The sequence below is a fragment of the Niallia sp. WK069_GA_01 genome (assembly GCF_983173855.1).
Genome location: NZ_OZ470138.1, coordinates 1,840,504 through 1,865,418, shown reverse-complemented (window position 1 = coordinate 1,865,418; position 24,915 = coordinate 1,840,504). Strand labels below are relative to the sequence as shown.

The 24,915-nt window shown below is 36.0% G+C and carries 19 protein-coding genes and 1 other annotated feature; of the genes, 4 read left to right on the top strand and 15 right to left on the bottom strand.

What is annotated here, in order from left to right; translation table 11 throughout:
* Positions 1-6 precede the first annotated feature (6 nt).
* The 4 genes from AC5LWL_RS08755 to AC5LWL_RS08740 all read right to left on the bottom strand — a co-directional run bounded on the left by AC5LWL_RS08755 (position 7) and on the right by AC5LWL_RS08740 (position 3,075).
* Positions 7-705, bottom strand: a complete 699-nt coding sequence (locus tag AC5LWL_RS08755) for an ABC transporter ATP-binding protein (RefSeq protein WP_493433954.1) — start codon at positions 703-705, stop codon at positions 7-9.
* A gap of 3 nt (positions 706-708) precedes the next feature.
* The gene (locus AC5LWL_RS08750) at positions 709-1,083 is read right to left on the bottom strand and encodes a GntR family transcriptional regulator (RefSeq protein ID WP_493433953.1); all 375 of its coding nucleotides are present in this window, start codon (positions 1,081-1,083) and stop codon (positions 709-711) included.
* Between the two features lie 5 nt (positions 1,084-1,088).
* The gene (locus AC5LWL_RS08745) at positions 1,089-1,853 is read right to left on the bottom strand and encodes a hypothetical protein (RefSeq protein WP_493433952.1); all 765 of its coding nucleotides are present in this window, start codon (positions 1,851-1,853) and stop codon (positions 1,089-1,091) included.
* A 454-nt stretch (positions 1,854-2,307) separates the two neighbouring features.
* Positions 2,308-3,075 carry a tRNA threonylcarbamoyladenosine dehydratase gene (locus AC5LWL_RS08740; RefSeq protein ID WP_493433951.1) on the bottom strand — a complete coding sequence of 256 codons (768 nt, stop codon included), beginning with the start codon at positions 3,073-3,075 and terminating at the stop codon, positions 2,308-2,310.
* A 293-nt stretch (positions 3,076-3,368) separates the two neighbouring features.
* Here AC5LWL_RS08740 and AC5LWL_RS08735 point away from each other — a divergent pair, with 293 nt between their 5' ends.
* On the top strand, positions 3,369-4,625 hold the full coding sequence (locus AC5LWL_RS08735; protein WP_493433950.1) for an ATP-binding protein: 1,257 nt from the start codon (positions 3,369-3,371) through the stop codon (positions 4,623-4,625).
* A 412-nt stretch (positions 4,626-5,037) separates the two neighbouring features.
* On the opposite strand, the gene AC5LWL_RS08730 is transcribed toward AC5LWL_RS08735, so the two are convergent.
* From AC5LWL_RS08730 to AC5LWL_RS08715, 4 genes are all read right to left on the bottom strand, one after another.
* The gene (locus AC5LWL_RS08730; RefSeq protein WP_493433949.1) at positions 5,038-5,658 is read right to left on the bottom strand and encodes a hypothetical protein; all 621 of its coding nucleotides are present in this window, start codon (positions 5,656-5,658) and stop codon (positions 5,038-5,040) included.
* 706 nt (positions 5,659-6,364) lie between these two features.
* Positions 6,365-8,134 carry an aspartate--tRNA ligase gene (gene aspS / locus AC5LWL_RS08725; protein WP_493433948.1) on the bottom strand — a complete coding sequence of 590 codons (1,770 nt, stop codon included), beginning with the start codon at positions 8,132-8,134 and terminating at the stop codon, positions 6,365-6,367.
* 155 nt (positions 8,135-8,289) lie between these two features.
* Positions 8,290-9,564: a histidine--tRNA ligase gene (gene hisS / locus AC5LWL_RS08720; RefSeq protein ID WP_493433947.1), complete on the bottom strand. Its 1,275-nt coding sequence runs from the start codon at positions 9,562-9,564 to the stop codon at positions 8,290-8,292.
* Positions 9,565-9,692: 128 nt separating this feature from the next.
* Positions 9,693-9,928, bottom strand: a binding site (T-box leader).
* 64 nt (positions 9,929-9,992) lie between these two features.
* Positions 9,993-10,178, bottom strand: coding sequence for a hypothetical protein (locus tag AC5LWL_RS08715; protein WP_493433946.1), 186 nt, complete (start codon positions 10,176-10,178; stop codon positions 9,993-9,995).
* Positions 10,179-10,391: 213 nt separating this feature from the next.
* Here AC5LWL_RS08715 and AC5LWL_RS08710 point away from each other — a divergent pair, with 213 nt between their 5' ends.
* Together AC5LWL_RS08710 and AC5LWL_RS08705 are read left to right on the top strand one after the other, a co-directional pair.
* Positions 10,392-11,912 (top strand): N-acetylmuramoyl-L-alanine amidase family protein, encoded by a 1,521-nt coding sequence (locus AC5LWL_RS08710; protein ID WP_493433945.1) that lies wholly within the window; start codon positions 10,392-10,394, stop codon positions 11,910-11,912.
* A gap of 308 nt (positions 11,913-12,220) precedes the next feature.
* Entirely contained in the window at positions 12,221-13,105 is an 885-nt protein-coding gene (locus AC5LWL_RS08705) for an aldo/keto reductase (RefSeq protein WP_493433944.1), read from the top strand.
* 242 nt (positions 13,106-13,347) lie between these two features.
* Here the strand turns inward: AC5LWL_RS08705 and dtd are convergent, their stop codons facing one another.
* The 7 genes from dtd to AC5LWL_RS08670 all read right to left on the bottom strand — a co-directional run bounded on the left by dtd (position 13,348) and on the right by AC5LWL_RS08670 (position 23,271).
* A complete protein-coding gene (dtd, locus tag AC5LWL_RS08700) occupies positions 13,348-13,788 on the bottom strand; it encodes a D-aminoacyl-tRNA deacylase (protein ID WP_493433943.1) in 441 nt (146 codons plus the stop codon).
* Positions 13,789-13,799: 11 nt separating this feature from the next.
* Positions 13,800-15,995: a RelA/SpoT family protein gene (locus tag AC5LWL_RS08695; protein WP_493433942.1), complete on the bottom strand. Its 2,196-nt coding sequence runs from the start codon at positions 15,993-15,995 to the stop codon at positions 13,800-13,802.
* A gap of 435 nt (positions 15,996-16,430) precedes the next feature.
* Positions 16,431-16,943 carry an adenine phosphoribosyltransferase gene (locus tag AC5LWL_RS08690; protein ID WP_493433941.1) on the bottom strand — a complete coding sequence of 171 codons (513 nt, stop codon included), beginning with the start codon at positions 16,941-16,943 and terminating at the stop codon, positions 16,431-16,433.
* A complete protein-coding gene (gene recJ / locus AC5LWL_RS08685) occupies positions 16,934-19,072 on the bottom strand; it encodes a single-stranded-DNA-specific exonuclease RecJ (RefSeq protein ID WP_493433940.1) in 2,139 nt (712 codons plus the stop codon). Before recJ ends, AC5LWL_RS08690 begins: the two co-directional genes overlap by 10 nt.
* 116 nt (positions 19,073-19,188) lie before the next feature.
* On the bottom strand, positions 19,189-21,081 hold the full coding sequence (gene ltrA, locus AC5LWL_RS08680; protein ID WP_493433939.1) for a group II intron reverse transcriptase/maturase: 1,893 nt from the start codon (positions 21,079-21,081) through the stop codon (positions 19,189-19,191).
* Positions 21,082-21,754: 673 nt separating this feature from the next.
* Entirely contained in the window at positions 21,755-22,069 is a 315-nt protein-coding gene (locus tag AC5LWL_RS08675; protein ID WP_493433938.1) for a hypothetical protein, read from the bottom strand.
* An 899-nt stretch (positions 22,070-22,968) separates the two neighbouring features.
* A complete protein-coding gene (locus AC5LWL_RS08670) occupies positions 22,969-23,271 on the bottom strand; it encodes a LapA family protein (RefSeq protein WP_493433937.1) in 303 nt (100 codons plus the stop codon).
* A gap of 138 nt (positions 23,272-23,409) precedes the next feature.
* On the opposite strand from AC5LWL_RS08670, the gene AC5LWL_RS08665 reads away from it, so the two are divergent.
* Positions 23,410-24,606 carry an IS256 family transposase gene (locus AC5LWL_RS08665; protein WP_031540362.1) on the top strand — a complete coding sequence of 399 codons (1,197 nt, stop codon included), beginning with the start codon at positions 23,410-23,412 and terminating at the stop codon, positions 24,604-24,606.
* Positions 24,607-24,915 lie beyond the last annotated feature (309 nt).

Genomic DNA, 24,915 nt, shown 5'->3' with positions numbered 1-24,915 from the left:
TGTCATTTAATATGAATGTTTAATATTTTCTTTTATCCAGTCTAATACAGTTAGACCTTTTTCTTCTCGTAGCTGATCTACTGGATATTGCCCAATAACCTTGCCATTATTTATGGCGATCATTTCATCCAAAAGAGGCTCCATTTCTGTTATTTCATGTGTAGCAATAATAACAGTCTGCTCTTCAAAATTGATATAGGTTAAGATCCCTTTTACGATTGATTCTCTTACCATTGGATCAAGTCCAGAGAATGGTTCATCTAATAAAAGAACCGGCACATTTCGGCTTAAACAGATAACTAGCTTTAATCTTCCCCTGTTTCCTTTTGAAAGATTTTTTATCTTTTTAGTAGAGTCGAGATTCATAAATTTGACTAATTCAGCTGCTTTGTCTTGCTGAAAATCAGGGAACTGAGATGCAGAAAATGCTATCATATCTTTTACCGTAAATCCATCATAAAACATATCTAATTCTGTTAAGTAGGCAACATCGCTTGCTATTTTGCGGGTTGCAATTTTTTTGTTCACTACTACTTGGCCTGAAGTCGGCTGAACCAACCCTGCTATCATTTTTAATGTTGTAGATTTCCCGCTCCCATTCGCCCCGACCAATCCGTAGATTTTGCCTTTTTCCAATTGTAAATTCACATGATCCAATGCTACTTCTTTCCCGTATGTTTTCGTAACCTCCCTGAATAAAATCACGGATTACTCCCCTTCCTTTTCTTTTAAATATGCAGTTAACTGATGTGTTATTTCCTTTTCTGTCAAGCCTAAGTCCTTCATTTTCTTTATAAATTGATCGACTACTTCAAATTGAAGTCTTTCTCTCAATTCTGCTATTATTTCCTTCTCTACCGTAATAAACGTTCCTTGCCCTCTTTTGGTTTCAACCAATTGCATTCTTTCTAATTCACTATACGTCCTTTGAATTGTATTTGGATTAACCCCTGAGTCAATCGCCATCTCTCTGACTGAGGGCAGCTTCTGTCCAGGCATTAATTCTTTTCGTGCCACTTGCAGTAGAACTTTATCGACAATTTGCATGTAGATCGGTCTTGCTGCCTGATAGTCATCTGCCATTTACATCACACCTCCACTTTTCTATCCAATAACCAAGAAGAGATAAGGAATAGAATGATGGCTACACAAAGATAGCCTCCAATTACTGCAAGAGATATTTCTGTCGATTCCATTCCAGCACTAAAAGAAGAATTACTCGTTTGAAACTGAAATGCCTTCCCTAATTTAATGATACTCATTTGTTTGAGCTCTTTTATAAATGATAATTTATCAAGCAAATACGTGAATCCACTCCAAACATTCCAAAAGATAATTAACAGCAACCATCTGATTTTTTTCATCCATGTGATTTTTGCTAAAGAATGATAAACGACCCAATAAAAAACAACCCATATACTGATATAAGTAGAGAACCAAAGGAAAACAATTCCCATACACAGTATGTCAGCACTTGTAATAGATAGTTTCAATTGTTCTGTCATTGGTAGACAGATGCTTGCAATAATGATAGTGATAACAAGCGAAAGGACAGCAAATATCAAACTAGACAGAAGTTTTGAAAAAAGCAAAAGGGTACTGCTGTTTGGGTTATGAAGCCATAATTGTGTTTTGCCTTCGATTCGTAAAGTAGTGAAAATAGAAATTGGAAAATACATGAATTGTACCATTACCAAACCTAATGATATAGCTGCAACAATATCAAAGCTTTTATAATATCCAGAAAATCCAATCCCAGCCGCAATAACAATTGCCATCATAATCAAAAACGTATAAAAAACCGTTTTAGATAACTTTAAATCTTTTTTTAATAATCCTTTAAAAGCATTCATAATTTCCCCTCGCAAACGAATGTATTAGTGTACTATATAAATAGTACACTAATACATTCTGATACGTCAATAAAAAATCAACTTTCTTTTTATTTTCTCATTATCCATTGTAACCACTACTACACAATACAGATCTTGATTTCAAGCAGAGTAGACAACTCGCTAATAAAAATTCACACCATGAAATATGAGTAAAAGCTGTTTTCTTAAATTTATAAGCAGGGAGCAGTCAGAATACACGAAGACTCCCGTGGGAATGCGAGAAAGACGAGACCCCACAGCGCAGCGAGGAGGCTCGACGCTCGCCCACAGGAAAGCGAAGTGTATTCCGGCTGCGGACTTATTGAGAGAGCCAAAGTCTCTTTTCAAGGTAGCCTAACATTATAGAAAACACCTTCACGCCTCTAATTTTTATAACGAAAAAAAACCTCCTTAGCCAAGGAGGGATCTCAGATTATTTCTCATCTTTTACTCTTGTAATTTTAATATCACTTAATAGCTCTTTCATTACATGGCTTGCCATAATTAAACCAGCAACAGATGGCACAAAAGCATTGGAAGACGGAGGCATTTTTGCTTTTCGTATTGCCGCATCATCCTTTCCAACCACTTTTCGAATATCTTCTCGAATAATAATAGGACTCTCATCTGAAAACACAACAGGGATTCCCTTACGAATTCCTTCTTTTCTTAAACGAGTTCGAACTACTTTTGCGATTGGATCTGTGTGCGTTTTACTTATATCCGCTATTTGAAAACGAGTCGGATCCATTTTATTAGCAGCACCCATGCTAGAAATAATCGGAATATTACGGTTCAAACATTCTTTCATTAAATGAATTTTGTAGCTTATCGTATCAGAAGCATCCACTACATAATCTAGACCATATGCAAAAATTTCTTCATATGTTTCTTCGGTATAAAACATCTTTAATGCTATAACTTCACATTCAGGATTTATATCGGCAATTCTTTCTTGCATAATTTCTACTTTTGGACGACCTACCGTGGATAATAATGCGATTACTTGTCGGTTTACATTGGTTATATCAACATCATCTTTATCAATTAAGATTAACTTTCCAACACCAGATCTAGCAAGCGCTTCTGCCGCAAAAGAACCAACTCCACCTATACCTAAAACAGCAACCGTACTGTTTTTTACAATGTTTAATCCTTCTTTTCCAATCGCTAATTCATTTCTTGAGAATTGATGCAACATTTATTTTTCAACTCCATATACTTTTTTTCACTAACATACTATTATAAAAATAAGAGGATAGATTATTTTTTTATTAAAGTGCGCGTTCACACTCTATTAGTTAGTATGTCATTCTAACCTAAATAATTCTTTAAAAATACATGTTGTAATATACCATAATTTTTTAAAGTGTACTACCATTATCTTTAGTATACTTATCGGAAAAAACTTATTTCAAGAGAATTCATTGCTTTTTACTATTTTCAATGAATGGATGCAAAGAGTTGCGACTATCTAGGAGGAAGATCCATCGTATGTTTGGTTTGCGTGAATTATTATTAAATGTACTTTTTTTAATTGTATTTACATTATTTATCCCATTAATTATTGAATTAAAATTAAACCATTTATCTAAATCTACAAAGGATTTCCTTAATGTTCTTACCTTCTCCTTAGCTATTGTTAGCTGCATTACCTTTCCGATAACTATTTTAACCAATTATTTTTTTGATCTTCGTTTAATTGCACTTGTCATGGGAAGCTTATATAGAGGGACGGTAACAAGTATCTGTTTAGCAATCATCACCATTCTTTATCGATCTTTATATGGTGGAGTGGGATCAGTAGCAACTGCGATAGTAGTTCTGTCCACTTTGGTTTTATTGCTTTTTCTTACAAAAAAGTTTTACGTTTATTCAAAAAAGAAAAGAATAGCCTCTATCACCTTAATCTCGTTCTTTAGTTCTATTTTTTCTGTATTGTTATCCATTTATTATTTTCATATTTCCATAGAAGAAATGTTTATTATTTATTATCTAATGATTACCCTTATTGCCAGTTTACTAATCGTTTATCTATTTGAAGTATTTCATGAAAGCATTTATATTAACCAAAAAATAATACGCTCCGAAAAAATAGAAATGGTTAGCCATCTAGCTTCCTCCATTTCCCATGAAGTAAGAAACCCTTTAGCTGTAGTAAAAGGTTTTTTACAATTGATGAACCAAATGGATGTTGATGAGGCAAAAAGAAAAGAATACTTATCTATTTCTATCGGTGAAATAGACCGTGCTGATAAAATCATCCGTGACTATTTAACCTTTGCTAAACCCTCTCCTCAAAATATAGAATTGCTGAATATAAAAGAGGAATTAATTAAAATTGTGGATATAATTAGTCCACTTGCTACGATGAATAATGTCACAGTTAAAACAAGTATTCACTCTGTTTTCATAAAAGGGGAATCCCAGTTAATAAAACAGTGCTTGTTGAATATTTGCAAAAATTGTATTGAAGCAATGCCTGATAGTGGAACGCTTACGATTGTTACACGAACTGAAAATAATAAACTTATTTTGACCATTACCGATACTGGAACAGGAATGACAAAAGAGCAGCTATCAAGAATCGGAGAACCCTATTTTACAACCAAAGGAAGGGAAGGAACTGGCTTAGGCATGATGGCAGCAATTCAAATCATTAATAGCCTGCATGGCAAGCTCCATATTTCAAGCAAACTTCATATCGGTTCAACCTTTAAAATTCAATTTCCAATTACCAATGAGGAATAAAAAAGGGATTGCAGGTAGAAATAATCTGATCGACCCTTGAATTATTCAAATAATGTGGTGAAATTCAAATTTACTTTAAGTTCCTACTTTTCTTTTTAATAGTAGCCTAGAATTGAGTACTGATTGAATTTGTAAGATATCATATTTAATCCATTTAATTGCATAATCTTACATTTATAATAAGAGTTCCTTATACAATCCGGTTGTAACGAGAGTAATGATCTCTTTGACTCTTTTTCTTGTTACTACTCCCTTCATTATTCAGGACTGCCCCCTATATTTTTCATACTTTCTTACTGTCCTAATAAAAAAAGCGACAATACGTAGAAAATCTACGAATTGTCGCTTTTTTCACTTTTAAAATAGCTTCCTAATACTTATTGTAATTAGAAGTATTTCTTCCCTATTTCGTTTAATTTAAATACTCCCCTAGTTTATAATCCTCCTGATATGCTTTACCATCTTTCGATTTCCAAGTTATGACGACAGGATCTTGGTTAAGTTTTTCTTTTAACCTATCAATAGATAAATCTTTCATATATATTGTTTGCTTAGAATTATATGAAGCAGCATTTAATTTGTTTTCCGATGTTTCATCCCCTTCAACATACCTTTTATAGTCAAAAGAATTTAAAATTTTCTTCGCATCAGGGACATCAATATTAGGATTCATTACATCTTCATCCCCGAGAAATTCAATATGTAAAATAAATACTTTATAATCTTTCCTATCAGAACTTCTTAATAAATTTGGTGAATAGTTTCGAAACTCTTTTTCAGTTAAATCTTGAGTAACATATTTTATCATTAATTCTGGTTTTGTTGTTTTTTTTAGTTCAGTTTGTTTACATCCCCCAAGAACCATTAGAATGAAACTAAAAAAATCAAAAAACCTGAATATTTTTCTTTTTTTGCTAATATTCAACTCAAACTTCGCAGCTATAAATTTCTCTTCATGTATTAGCATAACTTGATTTAGAGTAATTAGAATAGGGTGATTACTTAATCTTTTAGGATGTTTTTTTGTAAACATTATTACTTATAAATAGGGGCAAGATTCTCGTTTCAGGATGCTCGCTTTCCATGGGGCGTGCGATGAGCCCCCTCGGCGCAAGCGCCTGCTTAGGTCTCATCTAACCCGCTAATCCCACAGGAGTCTCGCACCTTACACTCCAATCAAGCAGTTTTTGATCCATTAGTTGCTGTCGTTGAACTGGTAAAAAAACCCACTTTATAGAAATAGACTCAAGCGGCACATTTTGGTAGAACAACGCTTAATAACAACATAAAAAAATCAACGCTACTATGTTTGCAATAATACCTTGTAATGAAATTCGAAGACAAGAACTTATTCTAAAACAAGTTGCTTGTAACGGAGGGTGCGAAGACTCCTGCGGGAAATGTGGGAAGGCTGAGACCCCGCAAGGCAACGCCGAGGAGGCTCAGATCCCACCCCGCGGAAAGCGAAGCAACCCGTAGTGGAAAGCAACCCCCACAATAAAAAACAAACCTCCCATTTTATTGTTCTAAACCGAGTAATATCAAGACCTGAAACATCTGTGAAATTATGTAGTAGCTAAGAGTTATTTAACAACAATTGTATTTTAACAAAAAAATTGATTTGAAAACATTTTTCTCTCCGTTTTACACAAGGTAGTATCAAAACAAGTGGAATACAAAAAAGGGATTGCAGGTAGAAATAATGTCTACTACCACGCAGTCCCTTTTTTTTATCAATTTTATTTATATACTTTTAATGCAAGATGCAAATCATTTAATTGATTTTCACTTACTTCACTTGGTGCATTTGTTAAGACACAGCTTGCACTTGCTGTTTTTGGGAAGGCAATCGTATCACGTAAATTAGTTCTTCCAGCTAACAGCATGATTAAACGATCCAACCCGATGGCAATTCCACCATGTGGCGGTGTCCCATATTCAAATGCTTCTAATAAGAAACCAAACTGTGCGTATGCTTCTTCCTTTGTAAAGCCTAGTTTTTCAAACATTTTTTCTTGAATGTCTTTTTCAAAAATACGTAATGATCCTCCGCCAAGTTCATATCCATTTAAGACAATATCATATGCTTGTGCTTTTACTTGCTCTGGGTTTGTATCTAACAAGTCAATATCTTGTCGTTGTGGCATCGTAAATGGATGATGGGCAGCATAGTAGCGACCTTCATCTTCGGCATATTCAAATAATGGCCAATCAGTTACCCAAAGGAAGTTAAATTTCGATTCATCAATTAAATCCAACTCTTTTGCAAGTTTTAAACGAACAGCCCCTAACGTATCCGCAACAATATTCTTTTTATCGGCAACAAATAATAAAATATCGCCTTTTTCAACGGAAAGTGCTGTTTCCATTGCTTTTTGCTCTTCTTCTGAAATAAATTTCGCAATTGGTCCTTTTAATCCCTCATCTTCTGCCTTTAACCACGCTAATCCTTTTGCACCGTATACTTTCGCAAACTCTGTTAATGCATCAAGATCTTTACGAGAATATTTGTCACTCGCATTTTTTACGTTAATCGCTTTTACTTGACCGCCAGATCGAACAGCTTGAGCAAATACTTTCAGGCTAGAATCTTTCAGGATTTCCGAAAGGTCAACTAATTCCATTTCAAAGCGTGTATCTGGTTTATCCGAACCATATCTGCCCATTGCTTCATCATAAGGCATTCTTGGGAACGGCAGTGCCACTTCGATTCCTTTTACTTTTAGCATAATTTCCGCCATCATTTGTTCCATCATTTCCATAATGTCTTCTTGGCTCGTAAAGCTTGTCTCTATATCGAGCTGTGTAAACTCCGGCTGACGGTCTGCACGCAAATCTTCATCACGGAAGCAGCGAGCAATTTGATAATAACGATCAATTCCACCAACCATTAACAATTGTTTAAAAATTTGCGGAGATTGTGGAAGGGCATAAAATTCACCTTCATGGACACGGCTTGGTACAAGATAGTCTCTTGCTCCTTCTGGTGTGCTTTTTGTTAAAATTGGTGTTTCAATATCTAAAAAGCCAGCTTCATCTAAGAAGTCACGCATTACTTTTGTTACTTGATGACGCATTTTAAATGTTTCAAACATAGCTGGACGTCTTAAATCTAAATAGCGATGCTTTAAACGCGTCTCTTCCGCTACTTCTGTTTTATCTTCAATCATAAATGGCGGTGTTTTCGCTTCATTTATAATGGTGATTTCAGCAACACTAATTTCGATTTTCCCCGTTTTTAAGTTGTCGTTGTAAGTGCCTTCTTCTCTTGCAACTACTGTTCCTTTAATATCAAGCACATATTCATTACGAACGCTTTCTGCTATTTCAAGTGCTTCTTTGTTTACTTCTGGGTTAAAAACAATTTGTACAATGCCTGTGCGATCTCTTAAATCGATAAAGATTAGTCCACCAAGATCACGTCTTCTTTGCACCCAACCTTTTAATACGATATTTTCCCCAACTGCTGATTCTGGTACTTCTCCACAATAATACGTTCTTCCAAACATGATTCTATTTCCTCCTAAAAACCTCTATATTCTTTTGCTGCCCTGAAAATTGTCTTTGACTCTTTCGATAAGTCCCACAGCCTGCATGCACTTCGCTTTTGGCTTAGGCGGGATATTTGGTCTGTATCCTGTATCAAAACGTATGACGTAGTGCCTTAAAATGAAGAAAAATCTTTTACTGCATCCACTAGTTTTGTTATTTCGACTTCTTTTTGTTCTCCTGTTTCTAAGCACTTTACATTAATTTTATTGTTCTTTAATTCATCTTCTCCAAGCACTGCTACATATTTTGCATGAAGGCGGTCTGCCGCTTTAAACTGAGCTTTGATTTTCCGATTTAAATAATCTCTTTCAGCTGATAAACCGGCTTGTCGTAATGTATTCAAAAGACCAACTGTATAATCTTTCGCTTCCTCTCCTAAAGAAACGAGATAAACATCCACCTGTTTTTCAATAGGCAATTCAATATTTTCCGCATTTAATGAGGAAATCAATCGTTCAATACTCATAGCGAATCCAATTCCCGGTGCTGCCGGTCCGCCCAGGTCTTCTGTTAAACCATCGTATCTGCCGCCGCCGCAAAGTGTTGTGATTGCTCCGAACCCTTCTGCTTCGCTCATAATTTCAAATGCAGTATGTTTATAATAATCCAAACCGCGAACTAAGTTGGAATCCACTTCGAAAGGAATATTTAATGCAGTTAAATACTTTTGTACTTTTTCAAAATACTTGCGAGATTCCTCATTTAAATACTCAAGAATAGATGGTGCTGTTTTCATTAATGGGTGCTCACGGTCTTTTTTACAATCTAATATTCTCATTGGGTTTTTCTCTAAACGCATTTGACAATCTTGACAAAATTCGCCGATTCTTGGTTTAAAATGAGCAATTAATGCTTCTCTATGAGCAATTCTGCTTTCCTTATCACCTAGGCTGTTAACTACTAATTTCAGTTTAGATAATCCCATATTTTCGTACACAGTATAAGCAAGTGCCATTACTTCTGCGTCGATAGCAGGATCATTGCTTCCAATTGCTTCTACTCCAAATTGCACAAATTGGCGGAATCGGCCGGCTTGCGGACGCTCATAACGAAACATCGGTCCTAGATAATAAAGCTTAATTGGCTGGCTTGCATAACCATGCATTTTATTTTCCACAAAAGAACGGACAACAGAAGCGGTTCCTTCAGGACGTAATGTAAGGCTTCTTTCTCCTCTGTCTTCAAATGTATACATCTCTTTTTGGACAATATCGGTTGTATCTCCAACGCTTCTTAAAAATAGTTCTGTATGTTCAAAGATAGGTGTACGAATTTCGTTATACTGAAATCTTTCACATATCTCTTTTAATTTTTTTTCAATAAACTGCCATTTTTCTACCTCACCAGGTAAGATATCCTGTGTACCTCTAGGTATTTTAATTTGCATTTATATGTATCCTCCTTTATAAAACCCTTAAACGTATCCATTCTAGCAAAATTTCTTCTTATCAGTCTGTGTTTCCAAAATCCGATTGTTTTTATACAAAAAAACCCTCGTCCCTTGTATTATTACATACAAGGGACGAGAGTTTTTATCCCGTGGTACCACCCTAATTGAAGAAATTATTCTTCCACTTTGCAGTTAACGCCTGCTAACGTTTCATTCCTACTGATGCCTTTTAAGTACATGTTCAGAAGAAAACCTACAGAGTGTTCTTTCGTTAAGTCATCATGCAGAAATGCTTGCAGCCAAAGGCATTTCCTCTCTTGTCATGTGTCTCTTAATTACTTTTCTCTATCATTGGTTATTACAGCATATCTTATCCATTATTTAATTAATAATAAAGAGGAAATAATCTATTGTCAATAGACTTTTTAGTTTTTTCCTAGTTGCTTCTTCAGCACTTTAACATCGCCAAGTGATAAACCGAATTCAGCAGCTAATTCAACTGCATTTGTATTAGATTCTTTTTCCATAAAATCATGAAAGTTAACCCCTAATAATTTCGCATTGATCTGATTTGCAGATAAACTTTTTTCACCAAATCTCAAGTAAATCACCCTTTATTCTTAATTTTTCTCTTTACTTTTCCCGAATTCCATAAAAAAATTGCATCATTTCTTTTATTCTTGTCTAAATTTGAAAATAAATACGTGGTTGGAATTAAAGGAGAAAATGGGATAATGCTCGAAAGTTAAGTAAAAGTAGGACAAAAATATTATTGTCTTTTTGCGTGTTTATTTCTACTATTAAGGAAAGGAGGTTTTTATTGATTGAAAAAACGTAAATATTTTATTTATTTTCTTCTGTCTTTTTTGTTGATTCTTATTTTGCCGACAATGAATGCAGTGGCTGAAAGCAGCCAAACTGTCAGTTCAACAAGTGTTGTCAATATTAGAGAAAGTCCAAACACCAATGCACCTATTGTCGATCAAATGGACATAAATACTGATTACCCGATTATCCAGGAACAATCAGATTGGATTGAAATTACATTACATACAGGAAAAACAGGCTGGGTCGCAAGTTGGCTTGTTTCCAAAAACAACAGCAATAACAATGCAACAAGCAATATCCAATCAAAAACGGGAGCAGTTACCGAAAATGGACTTCGGCTCCGCAGCGGTCCTGGATCAAACTTTCAAGTCATCAACACACTTACTAAGGGTACTTCTGTTACCATTCTTTCCGAAAATGGAGATTGGATTGAAATCGAAACAAATATTGGGACAGGTTGGGTGCATCAAGAATTTGTAGAAGCTAACGACAAGAATTCATCAGAAGCAGACAATACAGCTAGTAACAATATTGCAACTGTTTCTGAGAGTGAAATCAATGTTCGAAATAGTCCTTCTACTACTGCAGACATTATTGGCAAATTAGCAAAAGATACGATAGTCCATATTGTTTCTCAGCAAGGAAATTGGTCAAAAATCCAATATTCCGGAAATGAAGCATGGGTAAATAGTGATTATCTTCTCAGTGAAAACAAAAATGAAGAAAATAAAGAAAAAAAAATAAAGAAAAAAATTTCCATTCTATATAATGGGACCAATATAAGAAGTAACGCTACCGTCCATTCTACTGTTAAATTAATTGCTAATGAAGGCGATATTTTTCAAACAATAGCAGAAATCGGTGATTGGTACAAAATAGAATTAACAAATGGCGACATAGGATATGTAGCAAATTGGATCGTCAAGGAAAGCTCTAATGCCAAGACATTACATGCAGCCAATGTCACATCAAAAAAAGGGGACTTAAAAAATAAAATCATTGTTATAGATCCCGGTCATGGTGGAAAAGATAGTGGTACGATAGGTATTTTAGGTACATTAGAAAAAAATTTAACGATTCGCACTGCCAATTTACTAGCAGATAAACTAAAAGCTGCAGGCAGTCAAGTTATCTTAACCAGATCGAATGATCAATTTCTTTCCTTGCAAAACAGAGTAAATTTAAGCAGCAGTTTGCATGCTGACGCATTTATTAGCATTCATTATGATAGTGTGAAAGATCCAACCATTAAGGGAATGACAAGCTACTACTATACGTCATCTCAAAAAGAACTGGCGAACGAACTGCATGAAAGCATCATTGAGGCGACAAATTTAACTGACCGCGGCATTAGGAAAAATAACTATTTTGTTCTTAGAGAAAACAGTCAGCCTGCTACTCTTTTAGAGCTAGGTTATTTAAGCAACGCAGCAGAGGAAATGTTCGTATCAACTCAACAATATCAAGAGACCGTTTCAACTGCCATTTACAAAGGTTTAACCAATTATTTCAAATAAAACAATGATCAAAAAGCTGCCTTCGTTTAATTTGAGGCAGTTTTTTCTTTAGATATGGTTTAACCCCCCAAAAAGAGGCTATGATTAAAAAAAGCGCAAGCGCCTTGAAGAGCCCCGAAGAAAAATGTTCTCCTGACTCAAAAAGTGATTTTTACTTTCGAGGCAGGAGGTTATCTTTCACAGGGGCTGGCTGCTTGCGCTAGACACTAATCTAAGTTAAAAAATTTTATACTTTCTTACCTTTTTAAAAAGAGCAGTTTCTTGAAGTAGCAACTCTACCCTTTATAACTGAAAGGATGATTAGTTTAATGATTTCAAATGAAAAAATTAAATCCAGTTTAACCAGTCGACACGTTACATTACGTGATGGTACAACAGTTCCTTGCATTGGACAAGGCACTTGGAATATGGGAGAGGATTCTCTTAATAGAAAGAATGAAATTAAATCCATTCAGCACGGTATTGAGTTAGGTATGTCCTTAATCGATACTGCGGAAATGTATGGAGAGGGAGAATCAGAAAAGGTAGTTGGGGAGGCCATACATGGAAGAAGAGAGGATGTTTTTTTAGTAAGCAAGGTGTATCCCCATAATGCAGGACTTAAATCTATACATTCAGCATGTGAAAACAGCTTAAAACGGCTAAAAACAGATTATCTTGATTTATATCTATTGCATTGGAGAGGTTCCGTGCCCCTAGAAGAAACCATTATTGGATTGGAAAAGCTATGTAAAGAAGGTAAAATCAAAAGATGGGGTGTTTCTAATTTTGATACAAGCGATATGGACGAATTATGGAATAGCACCAACGGAAGCAATTGTGTAACGAACCAAGTATTATATCATTTGGGCTCAAGAGGAATTGAGTTTGATTTGACAGCATGGCAAAAAGAACATTCGATGCCAATAATGGTTTACAGTCCGCTTGCACAAGGAGGAAGTCTGCGCAAAGAATTATTGAAAGATGAAATGATTAAAAAGATTGCCGAGCAACATCATGTGGAACCTCTACAAATTGCACTTGCCTGGACCATTCGTTCTGGACAGGTTATCGCCATTCCAAAAGCTGGACAAGAAAAACATATTGTACAAAATGCAAAAGCAGCTTCCATCCATTTAACAGAGGAAGAATTGCGAATGATTGATAAGATATTTCCAAAACCTGTTAGAAAAATGCCTTTAGATATTATCTAAATTCAAATAAAAAATCGTTATTTTTGGATAGACAGCTTGATGGCTTCTCTATCCAAAATAACGATTTTTTTATTAAAGGAGAACATTTTTCTTCGGGGCTAAACAGCCGCCTCCGCTTTTCTATTGTCTAGCTCCTGCGGCTAGCCCCTGTGAAAGATAACCTCCTTCCTCTAAAAGTAAAAATACACTTTTTGAGGCTGGAGAACATTTTTCTTCGGGGCTAAACAGCCGCCTCCGCTTTTCTATTTACTTTCTAAGATTAGTGTGACTGGTCCGTCATTGATTAATGAAACGTCCATCATGCTTCCAAATTGACCTGTTTCTACCACTAGTCCTTTATTTCGTAAAGCGATATTAAATTGATTATATAAATGTTCTGCATATTCCGGTTTTGCGGCATTCATAAAGTTCGGTCTTCTGCCTTTACGCGTATCACCATATAATGTAAATTGAGAAATAGATAGAATAGACCCATCCACATCGAGAATACTTGTATTCATTTTACCTGACTCATCTTCAAAAACACGTAAACGTGCTATTTTCTCAGCTAAATACTGAACATCTTCAAATGTATCTTCATGTGTGATGCCAACTAGCAATACATAGCCCTTTTGAATGCTGCCGATAATTTCTTCATTCACTTCTACTTTTGCTTCTTTTGCTCTTTGTAAAACAACACGCACAGTTTTGCTCCTTAATTCATTATTCTTCGGACAGAGTAAACATCTGGAATTTGTTTAATACGATCAACCACTTTTTGCAAGTGATTCACATTATGAATAAAGATTGACATCGAGATGGTTGCCATTTTATTACGATCGGATTTACCAGAAACGGCAGAAATATTTGTTTTCGATTCATTTACCGCTTGAAGCACTTCATTTAATAATCCTCTACGGTCATAGCCACTTATCTCAATTTCAACATTATATTCTTTCCGATCATTTAATGCTGTTTCCCATTCAACTGGAATCAGTCTTGCTTTAGCATCTTCCGTATCTATATTTGTACAATCTGCACGGTGTACAGATACTCCTCTACCTTTTGTAATGAACCCAACAATATCATCTCCTGGAACAGGATTACAACAGCGAGAAAGGCGAATTAATAAGTTATCAATGCCGGCAACTCGAACTCCAGATGCTCTTTTTTTATTATTTGGAAAAGATTTAAGCTCAGCTACCGCATTAGAAATGGTGGCAGTTTGTTCCGCATCACGTTTTTTACGCCACTTCTCTGTTAAGCGATTGGCAACTTGCAAAGCAGTAATTCCATTGTAGCCAACTGCAGCATACATATCTTCTTCGTTCATAAAGTTAAACTTTTCCATAACAACTTTAATGTTTTCAGGTGTTAGAATTTCCTTTAAATCAAAATCCATATTTCGAATTTCTTTTTCAACGAACTCTTTGCCTTTTTCTACATTTTCTTCTTTACGCTGCTTTTTAAAGAATTGTCTGATTTTATTTTTCGCTTGGGATGTTTGTGTAATTTTAAGCCAGTCTTGACTCGGTCCATATGAGTGCTTGCTTGTGTGTATTTCGACAATATCCCCGGTTTTTAATCGATAATCCAAGGTTACCATTTTCCCATTTACTTTTGCTCCAATTGTTTTATTCCCAATTTCAGAATGAATTCGATAAGCAAAATCAATTGGCACAGAACCAGAAGGAAGTTCAAATACATCGCCTTTTGGAGTAAAAACAAACACCATATCAGAAAATAAATCAATCTTTAAGTTTTCCATAAATTCTTCTGCATTGATCGTATCTTCTTGGAAATCTAATATTTCTCTAAACCATGACAATTTCTCATCAAGCGATGATCCTTCATCTGCTGTTTTTCCTTCTTTATATGCCCAGTGTGCAGCAATCCCGAACTCAGCAATACGATGCATGTCAGCTGTACGAATTTGCACTTCCAGCGGATCCCCTTTTGGACCGATTACCGTTGTATGCAGAGACTGATACATATTAGCTTTTGGCATGGCAATATAATCTTTAAAGCGCCCTGGCATTGGTTTCCAGTGCGTATGAATAATTCCAAGTACCGCATAGCAATCTTTAATGCTGTTTACGATAATTCGAACTGCAAGAAGATCGTAAATTTCATTAAATTGTTTATTTTGAAGAACCATTTTTCGATAAATGCTGTAAATATGCTTAGGACGGCCAGAAATATCAGAAACAATTTTTACTTCTTTCGTTCCTTGACGAATTTCAGAAACGACTTCATCTAAATATTGTTCGCGTTCTTCCCGCTTTTTCTTCATTAAATTTACGATACGATAATATTGCTGTGGATTCATATAACGCAAAGCAGTGTCTTCTAGCTCCCACTTAATAGTAGAGATTCCGAGACGATGTGCCAACGGAGCAAATATTTCTAATGTTTCATTAGAAATACGACGCTGTTTTTCTGCTGGTAGATGTTTTAACGTCCGCATATTGTGAAGTCTATCAGCAAGTTTTATCAAGATAACACGTATGTCCTGTGCCATAGCAACAAACATTTTACGATGATTTTCTGCTTGCTGTTCTTCATGGGATTTATACTTAATTTTCCCGAGCTTTGTAACGCCGTCAACAAGCATGGCCACTTCTTTGCTAAAGTTATTACTAATATCATTCAATGTGATATCTGTATCTTCAACAACATCATGGAGAAAACCTGCAGCAACAGTAGCTGGATCCATTTCTAAATCGGCCAGAATTCCTGCAACTTGAATTGGGTGGATAATATAAGGTTCCCCTGATTTTCTATATTGTTCACGATGAGCTTCTTTCGTATAATCATATGCTTTCTGAATAAAAGCAGTATGCTCTTCGTTTAAATATCCTTTTGTCTTGTCGATGACTTGTTCGGCGGTTAAGACTTGATCATTCGCCATGTAATCACCTTTCGTATTCCGATTATTAGAGATTGTCAAAAAGTTCGGAACTATTGCCTTTTGCTTCAGTCCTTAACAAACACTCGCTTTTTATACCAGCCCTGTGACTTACTCGCTTCGACACTTTCCGCTCTAATTTTTGCCCCTTTTTGAACTTGTACTATTATTAAAATTTATCATAAAATCAACATTTTTTCTATTGAAGCAGGAAGTTTTCCTTTGATTTACCATCATTTGCTACAATAAAGTGTTGATAATTTTAGAATCATTATTTCTATTATTATTAAAATAAAGAGGCTTGTAAAGAGAATACTGGTAAATTTCTTGAAAAAATTAAAAATAATGTCGAAAAAAGTCGTTACGTTTATTAATTTGGGATTTTTTCTATTCAAAAAGAGCGCTTTTCACAGCGCTCTATCTTGATATACCAGAAAATTAATATTGCATTAAAGTTAATAGCTCATAACCATGAAGGTTTTTGCGTCCTTCTAAATACGATAATTCAATTAAGAAAGCTATTCCTGCAACTATGCCACCAAGGTCTTCTACAAGCTTGATCGTTGCTTCAATTGTTCCGCCAGTAGCCAGCAAGTCATCCGTGATTAACACTCTTTGACCTGGTTTAATAGCGTCTTTATGAATGGTTAGCACATCCTTGCCATATTCCAAACCATATTCCACTTTGATTGTTTCACGAGGAAGTTTTCCTTCCTTACGTACTGGTGCAAAACCAACACCTAAAGAGTAAGCAACTGGACATCCAATAATAAATCCTCTTGCTTCTGGTCCTACTACAAGATCAATTTCTTTTTCCTTTGCATAGGAAACAATTTGGTCTGTAGCGTATCTATATGCTTCACCATTATCCATTAATGTTGTAATATCTTTAAATCTAATACCAGGTTTTGGCCAATCTTCAACAATTGTTACAAACTGCTTCAAATCCATTCTTTTACTTCCTCCTCATTGTTAACGGATTTTTTTAGAATAAGATCAAACCAATTTTTTAATTGCTCATAAGATGAATAGATTAATTCTTGTTCGAGCGTAAATTGTGCTTGTTTCTGTAAAAAAGATGGTGACTCTGTCAAATCTCTTTTCTCTGCTGCCTTATTCAACAAAACAAATCCATCCTCCATTGTAACAAAATTTAATTCAAAAAACACCTTTGTCATAAAAACAATTGTTTCATTACTCCAGCCCTGTCTTTTTGCCAATTCATTACTGTACTTTTTAAAATGAAATTTTCCTTGTTTTGCTAAAAATCCATAAAACCATTTAAAATGCTCTCTCGTTGGCATCGTGCTGAAATAATCACTTTGCTGCTTATAAAAGCTGGCATAAATTCTTTCTGGCTCTACTTTCGATAATAGCAAGTTAACAACTTCTTTATTTTTTGGAAAATCTGCTAAAACAATCACTTTTTCTGTACAATCAAAGGCTTCCGCCTGCTCTAATGATTCGACAAGCCTATAATTCGACACTTGCTTTTCAATGACTGGAGTAATTGATTCTTGTTGAAAAAAGATCCATATGACATTATCTTTCGGGATTTTTTCCACTAGTTTCTCCACTTGCAATACGCCGCGATAGTCAAAAAGCTGCCATGTTTTCACCATGATATCTTGAATAAAGATTTGCGGTTTTTTTATATTATTCCATTCATTAATAGACAGTTGTCCTAGTAGATCTAATTTGGCTGATGGTGAAATATGATCATACAATTCACCTATGCCGAAACCAATACCATCTAAAGTAGCTTGTCCTTGTTTTAACAATATTTTCAGATGATTTTGATTGGCACCTATTTTTCGGATGCTGTCTATTTCTGTATTGCTTAAAATCACTTTTGGTTTTGCATTATCAACTCCAAATGGAGCCAACAACTGCATTTCTTGTATCGATTCAAGGCTCAGCTCTTCTAATGTAAAAGAGCCATCTACCGTTGTTAACGGAATTAGATCGTCCTCCTGCAATTCTTCAAAAGCAAGCAAATTTAATTTTTCCCGTAAAAGAGCAACATCATCTAGCTGCAAGGTCATTCCGGCTGCCATCGGATGTCCTCCAAAATGTGGCAGAATATCCCTGCAAGTAGATAAATTCTTATATAAATCAAATCCTGCGATACTTCTTGCTGACCCTTTTGCAATGCCTTTCTCTTCATCAAATCCCAGAACAATCGTCGGACGGTAAAATTTTTCTACTAATCGTGATGCTACAATTCCTACTACACCAGGATTCCAGCCTTCTTTCCCCACAATCAATACACGATTTTCTGCTAATGGATACTGTTCTTCTACTTGTTTTACCGCTTCATCTGTAATCTTATTAACAATCGACTGGCGCTCCTTGTTCGTATCTTCCATTTCCGCTGCTAAAGCTTGTGCCATCTCTTCATCATCTGTTAATAACAGCTCTACTGCAGGATCTGCACTATCAAGACGTCCTACCGCATTAATTCTAGGGGCTATCATAAAACCAATTGTTTCTTCATCGATAGCGTTTGTTTCGACATTCATTTGCTTTAATAGTGCTTTTAAACCAACATTATTCGTTTGACGCAGTTTCTTTATCCCTTTTTTAGCGATTAATCTGTTTTCCCCTGTTAATGAGACTAAATCGGCTATCGTACCGATTGCAGCAAATTGCAGCAAATGTTCTGGCACTTTTTCGTATAATGCATGCGCGACTTTAAAGGCAACTCCTACGCCTGCCAGTTCATGAAACGGATACTCGCTGCCAGGAATTCTCGGATGAATAATGGCATAAGCATCCGGCAATGTCGGTCCAGGCTCATGGTGATCAGTAATAATCAAATCGATTTCTAATTCTTTTGCAACCTCTGCTTCATGCACTGCTGCAATCCCTGTATCTACTGTTATTATTAAATCAATACCAATCGTTTTTGCATAACGAAAAGCAGCTTCATTTGGACCATAACCTTCTGTAAAACGATTGGGAATATAAAATTGCACATTTGCGCCTAATTCTTCCAATGTTTTCATCATAACGGTTGTGCTCGTAACTCCGTATAGTGATAGGTAAGCCTTTGATATTATCTCTAACTTTTCCCCCACTTCACACCGTACGTGAGATTTTCACCTCATACGGCGTTCCATCGACTAACCTCAAAACTTTGGTAATCTACATAACTTTACAGAATTCACAATTTAATTACATGTTTGTTTGTCCTTTATATTGCTAAATCGGCTAGCTCAAGTTTTATTCTTAGCGTATTGAGTTTCACCAAACTTTTTGTGTTTGTTATGAGATGTTTATATTTAGAGATTGTTACTTCATCCTTAGCATAGATAAGAATATGAATATCTTTATCCACTAAACATAGATTTTTATATTCGTCTGTCCCACCCTTGTACCTAGGGACTTTGTGGTGACAATGTATAAATAAGGGATTCAGTAATTTCCCTGTAACACTACATTTTCCACCTTGTCCACTATATAGTGCAATTCGATTATCATTATACTCTACACTACGATTTCTCACAGGATGCTCCATAATATATCTTAAAACCGCTATGTTAATTTTTGAAAGGTTGAGATGAATTGCTTCTCGTCCCTCCTTAGTGTAGGCATTGACAATGTTTCTTTTCATCATTGGGTTTTTATGTTTTATATACCCAATAGGTAGTAGTGGGTCCTTTGATATAAACCTCATTTGTTTGCTTTTTCCGTATTCCTTTTTTATAAAGTCTGAACTAATATGTCCACTTTTCTTAATTCTCCTTTTCATGCGGTGGTCCTTCAAACAGGCGTTAATCTCATATGCGATATCACCCATATCTTCTGCAATCAAGGTAGCAATACGGAAATATTGATGAAGTCCAATAACTGTTGAGTTGTAGAGTGAGACTTTTCTCTGCTGGTCGTTAATTCCCTTATCGTATCGAATATCATGGATGATTGCTTTGAGATTGTCTTTTGTTCTTTGTAGTGCCTTTTCGCACATATGACTTTTAACAATCCATTTGTTTCCTTTAGGGATTAACTTCATTTTGATGCCGAGAAATTCGGAGTAATCCGATTTCAAATTTACTATTTGAGATTTCTCTTCACTTATGTCAAGTTCCAGCCTATCCTTTAGCCACATTTTCAATGCAAGGTATAATCTTTTGGCATGATTGGGATTGCTACAGAAAATCTTAAAGTCATCTGCATATCTTACGATGTAGCATTCTTTTAACTTTGTTTTGTTCCTTAATTTTCTGTATTTGTATCCTTTTTCGATACTTCCCTTTCTATCCTTCCTTGCATATGTTAATTCATTGAATACGGGATTATCCTGCCATTGGCTCTCTACCCACCTGTCTAATTCATTTAATACTATATTTGACAGTAAGGGAGATAGTATTCCACCTTGGGGAGTGCCCTTGTTATTATCAATGATTTGTCCATTTGGCAGCTTAATTTTGGCTTTCAACATTTTAGACACAATGGATAGTAAACTTTTGTCTCTGATACCTAAAGTCCACATTTGTTTTAATAACTTTCCATGACTCACATTATTGAAGAAACCTTTGATATCAATATCAATTACGAAACTCATCTTTGCTTGTTGCATTAGTTTATAGCTCTGAGCTATTGCATTCTCAACAGAGCGATTAGGTCTGAATCCGTAACTGTTATTTGAAAACTTAGCCTCTACAATGGGATCAAGTACTTGTAAAATACATTGTTGAACTATTCTGTCCCAAATTGCTGGTATTCCTAAAGGTCTGGTTTTACCATTGGATTTTGGTATCTCTACTCGTCTGACAGCTTTTGGATGATAATCTCTTAATTTGTTTCTAACATACTCAATAAACTGTTGATTACTTAGTTTGGCTACATGCTCAATTGTTCGTCCATCTACTCCAGCAGTTTTACTACCAGTGTTTTTCTTGATGTTACGATATGCTAATTTAATATTATCAGGTGAGCTAATGATGTTTATAAGATTGCTAAATTTGCTTCCTGATTTACTTTGCTCATACAGTATGTCAAAAGTGTTTTGCATACTGTAGTATTCAGCATTACGCAGTTTAGACTTTATAACATGTTTTACGATTTGTGAATTTGCCACAGACATCAACCCCTTTCTCAAGCGGTGATTCTCTTAGTCATAATCGAATCTGTGTCTGTTATGCATTTATAAGTCTTTAAGGTAACCGACTAGAGCCTATCCCTCCACCACTTGTTATCATGGCTTCATAGGTACTGTGACTCCACTCTCACATGAGTAAATTGGTTTTAATAGGTAGACCCCTTTATATACCGAACTGCTTCGCTGGTAGGTTAATACCTCTACATCTCATGTTTTCCACGTTCCAATTTCCCTATCCTTACATATATCCGTAGGTCTCTCCTATGGTCCTGTATGCTTAAACTTGCCTGTAACAAGATATGGATTTTCATAACGCCAGATTTTTACTCATCCACACATACGATGGCTTTGCCACCTGTTGCATTTCTACAACATCTACGTCTAGTCCCGTACATTCAGAGATTCGTCAGTATTTCACAATACATTCTAACCATAGATATTTTATGGACTCCCGGCATATGGGATACACCATCCACCTCTGGACAGCTTTCGTATCAATTATAATTAACCGATTTACGGTATCTCTCTGCCGACTTCACCGAGCTTCATACCTTCCTATTTAACCTTAGAAAAGGCATGTCGGAGTATCAGAGTAGGCATTTCAAGGCGTTACCCTCTCATTCTACCTATCGAGAAATTAGTTCTCCTAGGGATTTCCCTAGTGCCTAACCTTTTCAGTTAGGAAACGTGTCGCACCCGCATCATAATCTCCAAATATTAAAATCTGCTCTTCTTTACTTATTGCTTTGCGAATTCTTTCTATAGCAGTTTCCATATTTAAAAGTAAATATGGATCGTGAAAATCTTGATTTTCATCATATAAAAACTCTTGTACTTCCGCAGCCGTTCGATATCCTCGATTTACAAGCAGGGAAGCAACAAGAGGCGTTATTTTTAATTGGTCTGCCAACTCAGAAATAAGTGCTTCTGAATTATTATTTTGTGTTATCCACCTTGTTTTTGAATGTAACATATTTATCACCCCAATCTATTCATTATACAAGCTGTGTCTATTGCTTTTCAATGAAAGAAATCGTTTCGATAATTTCATACTATTTACCTATTAAAACAAAAGAATCTTTTCGCATATTGTTGCTTCTAAACGCTCAGCCTGTGTATCCCCTTCTCTTTGTGAAATCAAAATATCATTAAAAAGCTGTGATGATGAAAATGACACTTGTGAACGCATGATTATTGAGAGGGGAGGTGAATTTTCTCGAGGAGTGTGGGATTATTTCGAGGAACGCGGAATTAACTCAAGGAACACGGAATTATCTCGAGATACGCGGATTTATCCTGAGATACGCGGGATTATCTTGAGATACGCGGAATTATCTTGAGATACGCGGAATTATCTCGAGATACGCGGAATTATCTCGAGATACGCGGAATTATCCCGAGATACGCGGAATTATCTTGAGAAGCGCGGAATTATCTCGAGATACGCGGATTTATCTTGAGGAACGCGGAATTATCTCGAGATACGCGGAATTATCTCGAGATACGCGGAATTAACTGAAGGAACACGGAATTATCTCGAGATACGCGGAATTATCCTGAGATACGCGGAATTATCTCGAGGAACGCGGGATTATCCTGAGATACGCGGAATTATCTCGAGGAACGCGGGAATATTCCGAGAAGCGCGGAATTATCTCGAGATACGCGGAATTCCCTCGAGGAACGCGGGAATATTCCGAGAAGCGCAGAATTATCTCGAGATACGCGGAATTCCCTCGAGGAACGCGGGATTATCCCGAGATACGCGGGATTATCCCGAGATACGCGGAATTATCCTGAGATACGCGGGATTTTAAAAAAAGCTGAATCCAAAAATCGATAAGGAACGACCTTTGAATTCAGCTTCAACTATTACAAACTTTCTCCTTCTACTTCTGGCTGCTGCAATTCATACTTTTCTAGTTTTTCTTCCAGCTCTGTTTTTTCTTTTGTGCTAGTTTTTAATTTTTTCTGCAAAGAATATATTTTTAATATGCCGGCAGAACCAATCATCAATCCGCCAAGAAGAACAGAAATTAAAATAACTAAAACTAATGGCCATTCGCCTTTTCCAAATAAATAGTTTACTGTAACCGGTTCTACGTTAATTACTGCAAATACAGCTACGATAAGTGCAAATAGTATACCTAATAATAAACTCCATTGTCTTTTCATCGTGTTTCCCCCTTTATTTCATGCCAAGTGAGAGAGTATAAAATATTTTGTGTAAATGAAAATTTCCATGTAAAAAGGAAGACCTTCTCTTGGTAGAATTAAGTCACCACAACCAATCCTAGAAAAGAGGTCTTCCCTATGAATCAGTTTACAACAGAAATTATCGATGCACTAGTAAAAAAACAAGATATTACCGAGGTTTTTCGTTCGCACTTGGAAATGGCGATCAACTCGCTACTTGTGACAGAGTTAACGGAATTTCTAGATTATGAAAAATATGACCGTATTGGCTTTAATTCAGGCAACTCACGCAATGGGTCTTATTCGCGTACGCTTCACACAGAGTACGGCGATTTAGCCATTCAAATTCCACGTGATCGCAATGGTGAGTTCAAACAACAGACCGTGGCTCCGTATAAGCGTTCGAATGATACGCTTGAAGATACGGTGATTCACCTGTTTAAAAAAGGCATTACGATGGCTGAAATTGCCCAGTTAATCGAAAAAATGTACGGCCATCACTATACGCCTCAAACGATTTCGAATATGACAAAAGCGGTTTCAGAAACAGTCGATGCATTTAACAACCGTTCGTTGCATAATCGTTACGTATGCGTGTATTTAGATGCGACGTATATTGCCGTGCGTCGTGATACGGTGTCCAAAGAAGCTGTCTATATCGCTGTTGGTATTCGCGAAGACGGCTCTAAAGAGGTACTCGCTTATACGATTGCCCCAACAGAGTCTGCTTACAACTGGCAAGAGCTACTAGAAGAGCTGAAAGACCGTGGTGTAGAAGACGTCTTATTATTCGTATCAGACGGCTTAAAAGGCATGGCAGACGCTGTTTTCACTGTGTTTCCAAAAGCAAAATATCAAGTCTGTTTAGTTCATGTCGGTCGCAATATTATGCATAAAGTACGCGTAGAGGATCGCAAGGAAGTCTGCGAAGATTTTAAAATGATTCACCAGGCAAAGGACGCCGAAGCAGCTGAGCTAGCACTTGGGCAGTTCTGCGAGAAATGGAGCAAATCGTACAAAAAAGTTACACAAGGCTTACTAAATAACCCGTATTTACTGACGTTTTATCAGTTTCCAAAAGCAATTTGGCGAAGCATCTACTCGACCAATTTAATTGAGTCGTTCAATAAGCAAATCAAAAAATATACAAAGCGCAAGGAACAGTTTCCGAACGAAGAATCACTGGAACGTTTTTTAGTGACGCAGTTCGAGGACTACAATCAACGTTTCGCCTCACGCTGTCACATCGGCTTCAATCAGGCACGTGCAGAGTTGGAAGAGATGTTTGAGCAGCTACATGAACCGACAAACTAACCGGGACGTGCCAGCGCGAAATTTGGGTGTCTAGGAAAGGGCTAGCCCTTTCCTAGACACCCAAATCAACACTTCGAACAAATCTATTTGAATACGAAGGTGATCATCTACCTTGAGAAGTTGAAAAGTCATTTACACAAAAATATTGACAGTACCCCAAGTGAAATTAACTTCCAAAACAGTCAATGTATTTATTTTCCTATTCCCTTCTTTTCAACTAAGTAAAACATCAAAATAAAAAAGGGGTTTCCTTGTTTGGATTGATAATATTAAAAAAGCAAAATCCCATTCTTATTATGATAAAAGAAG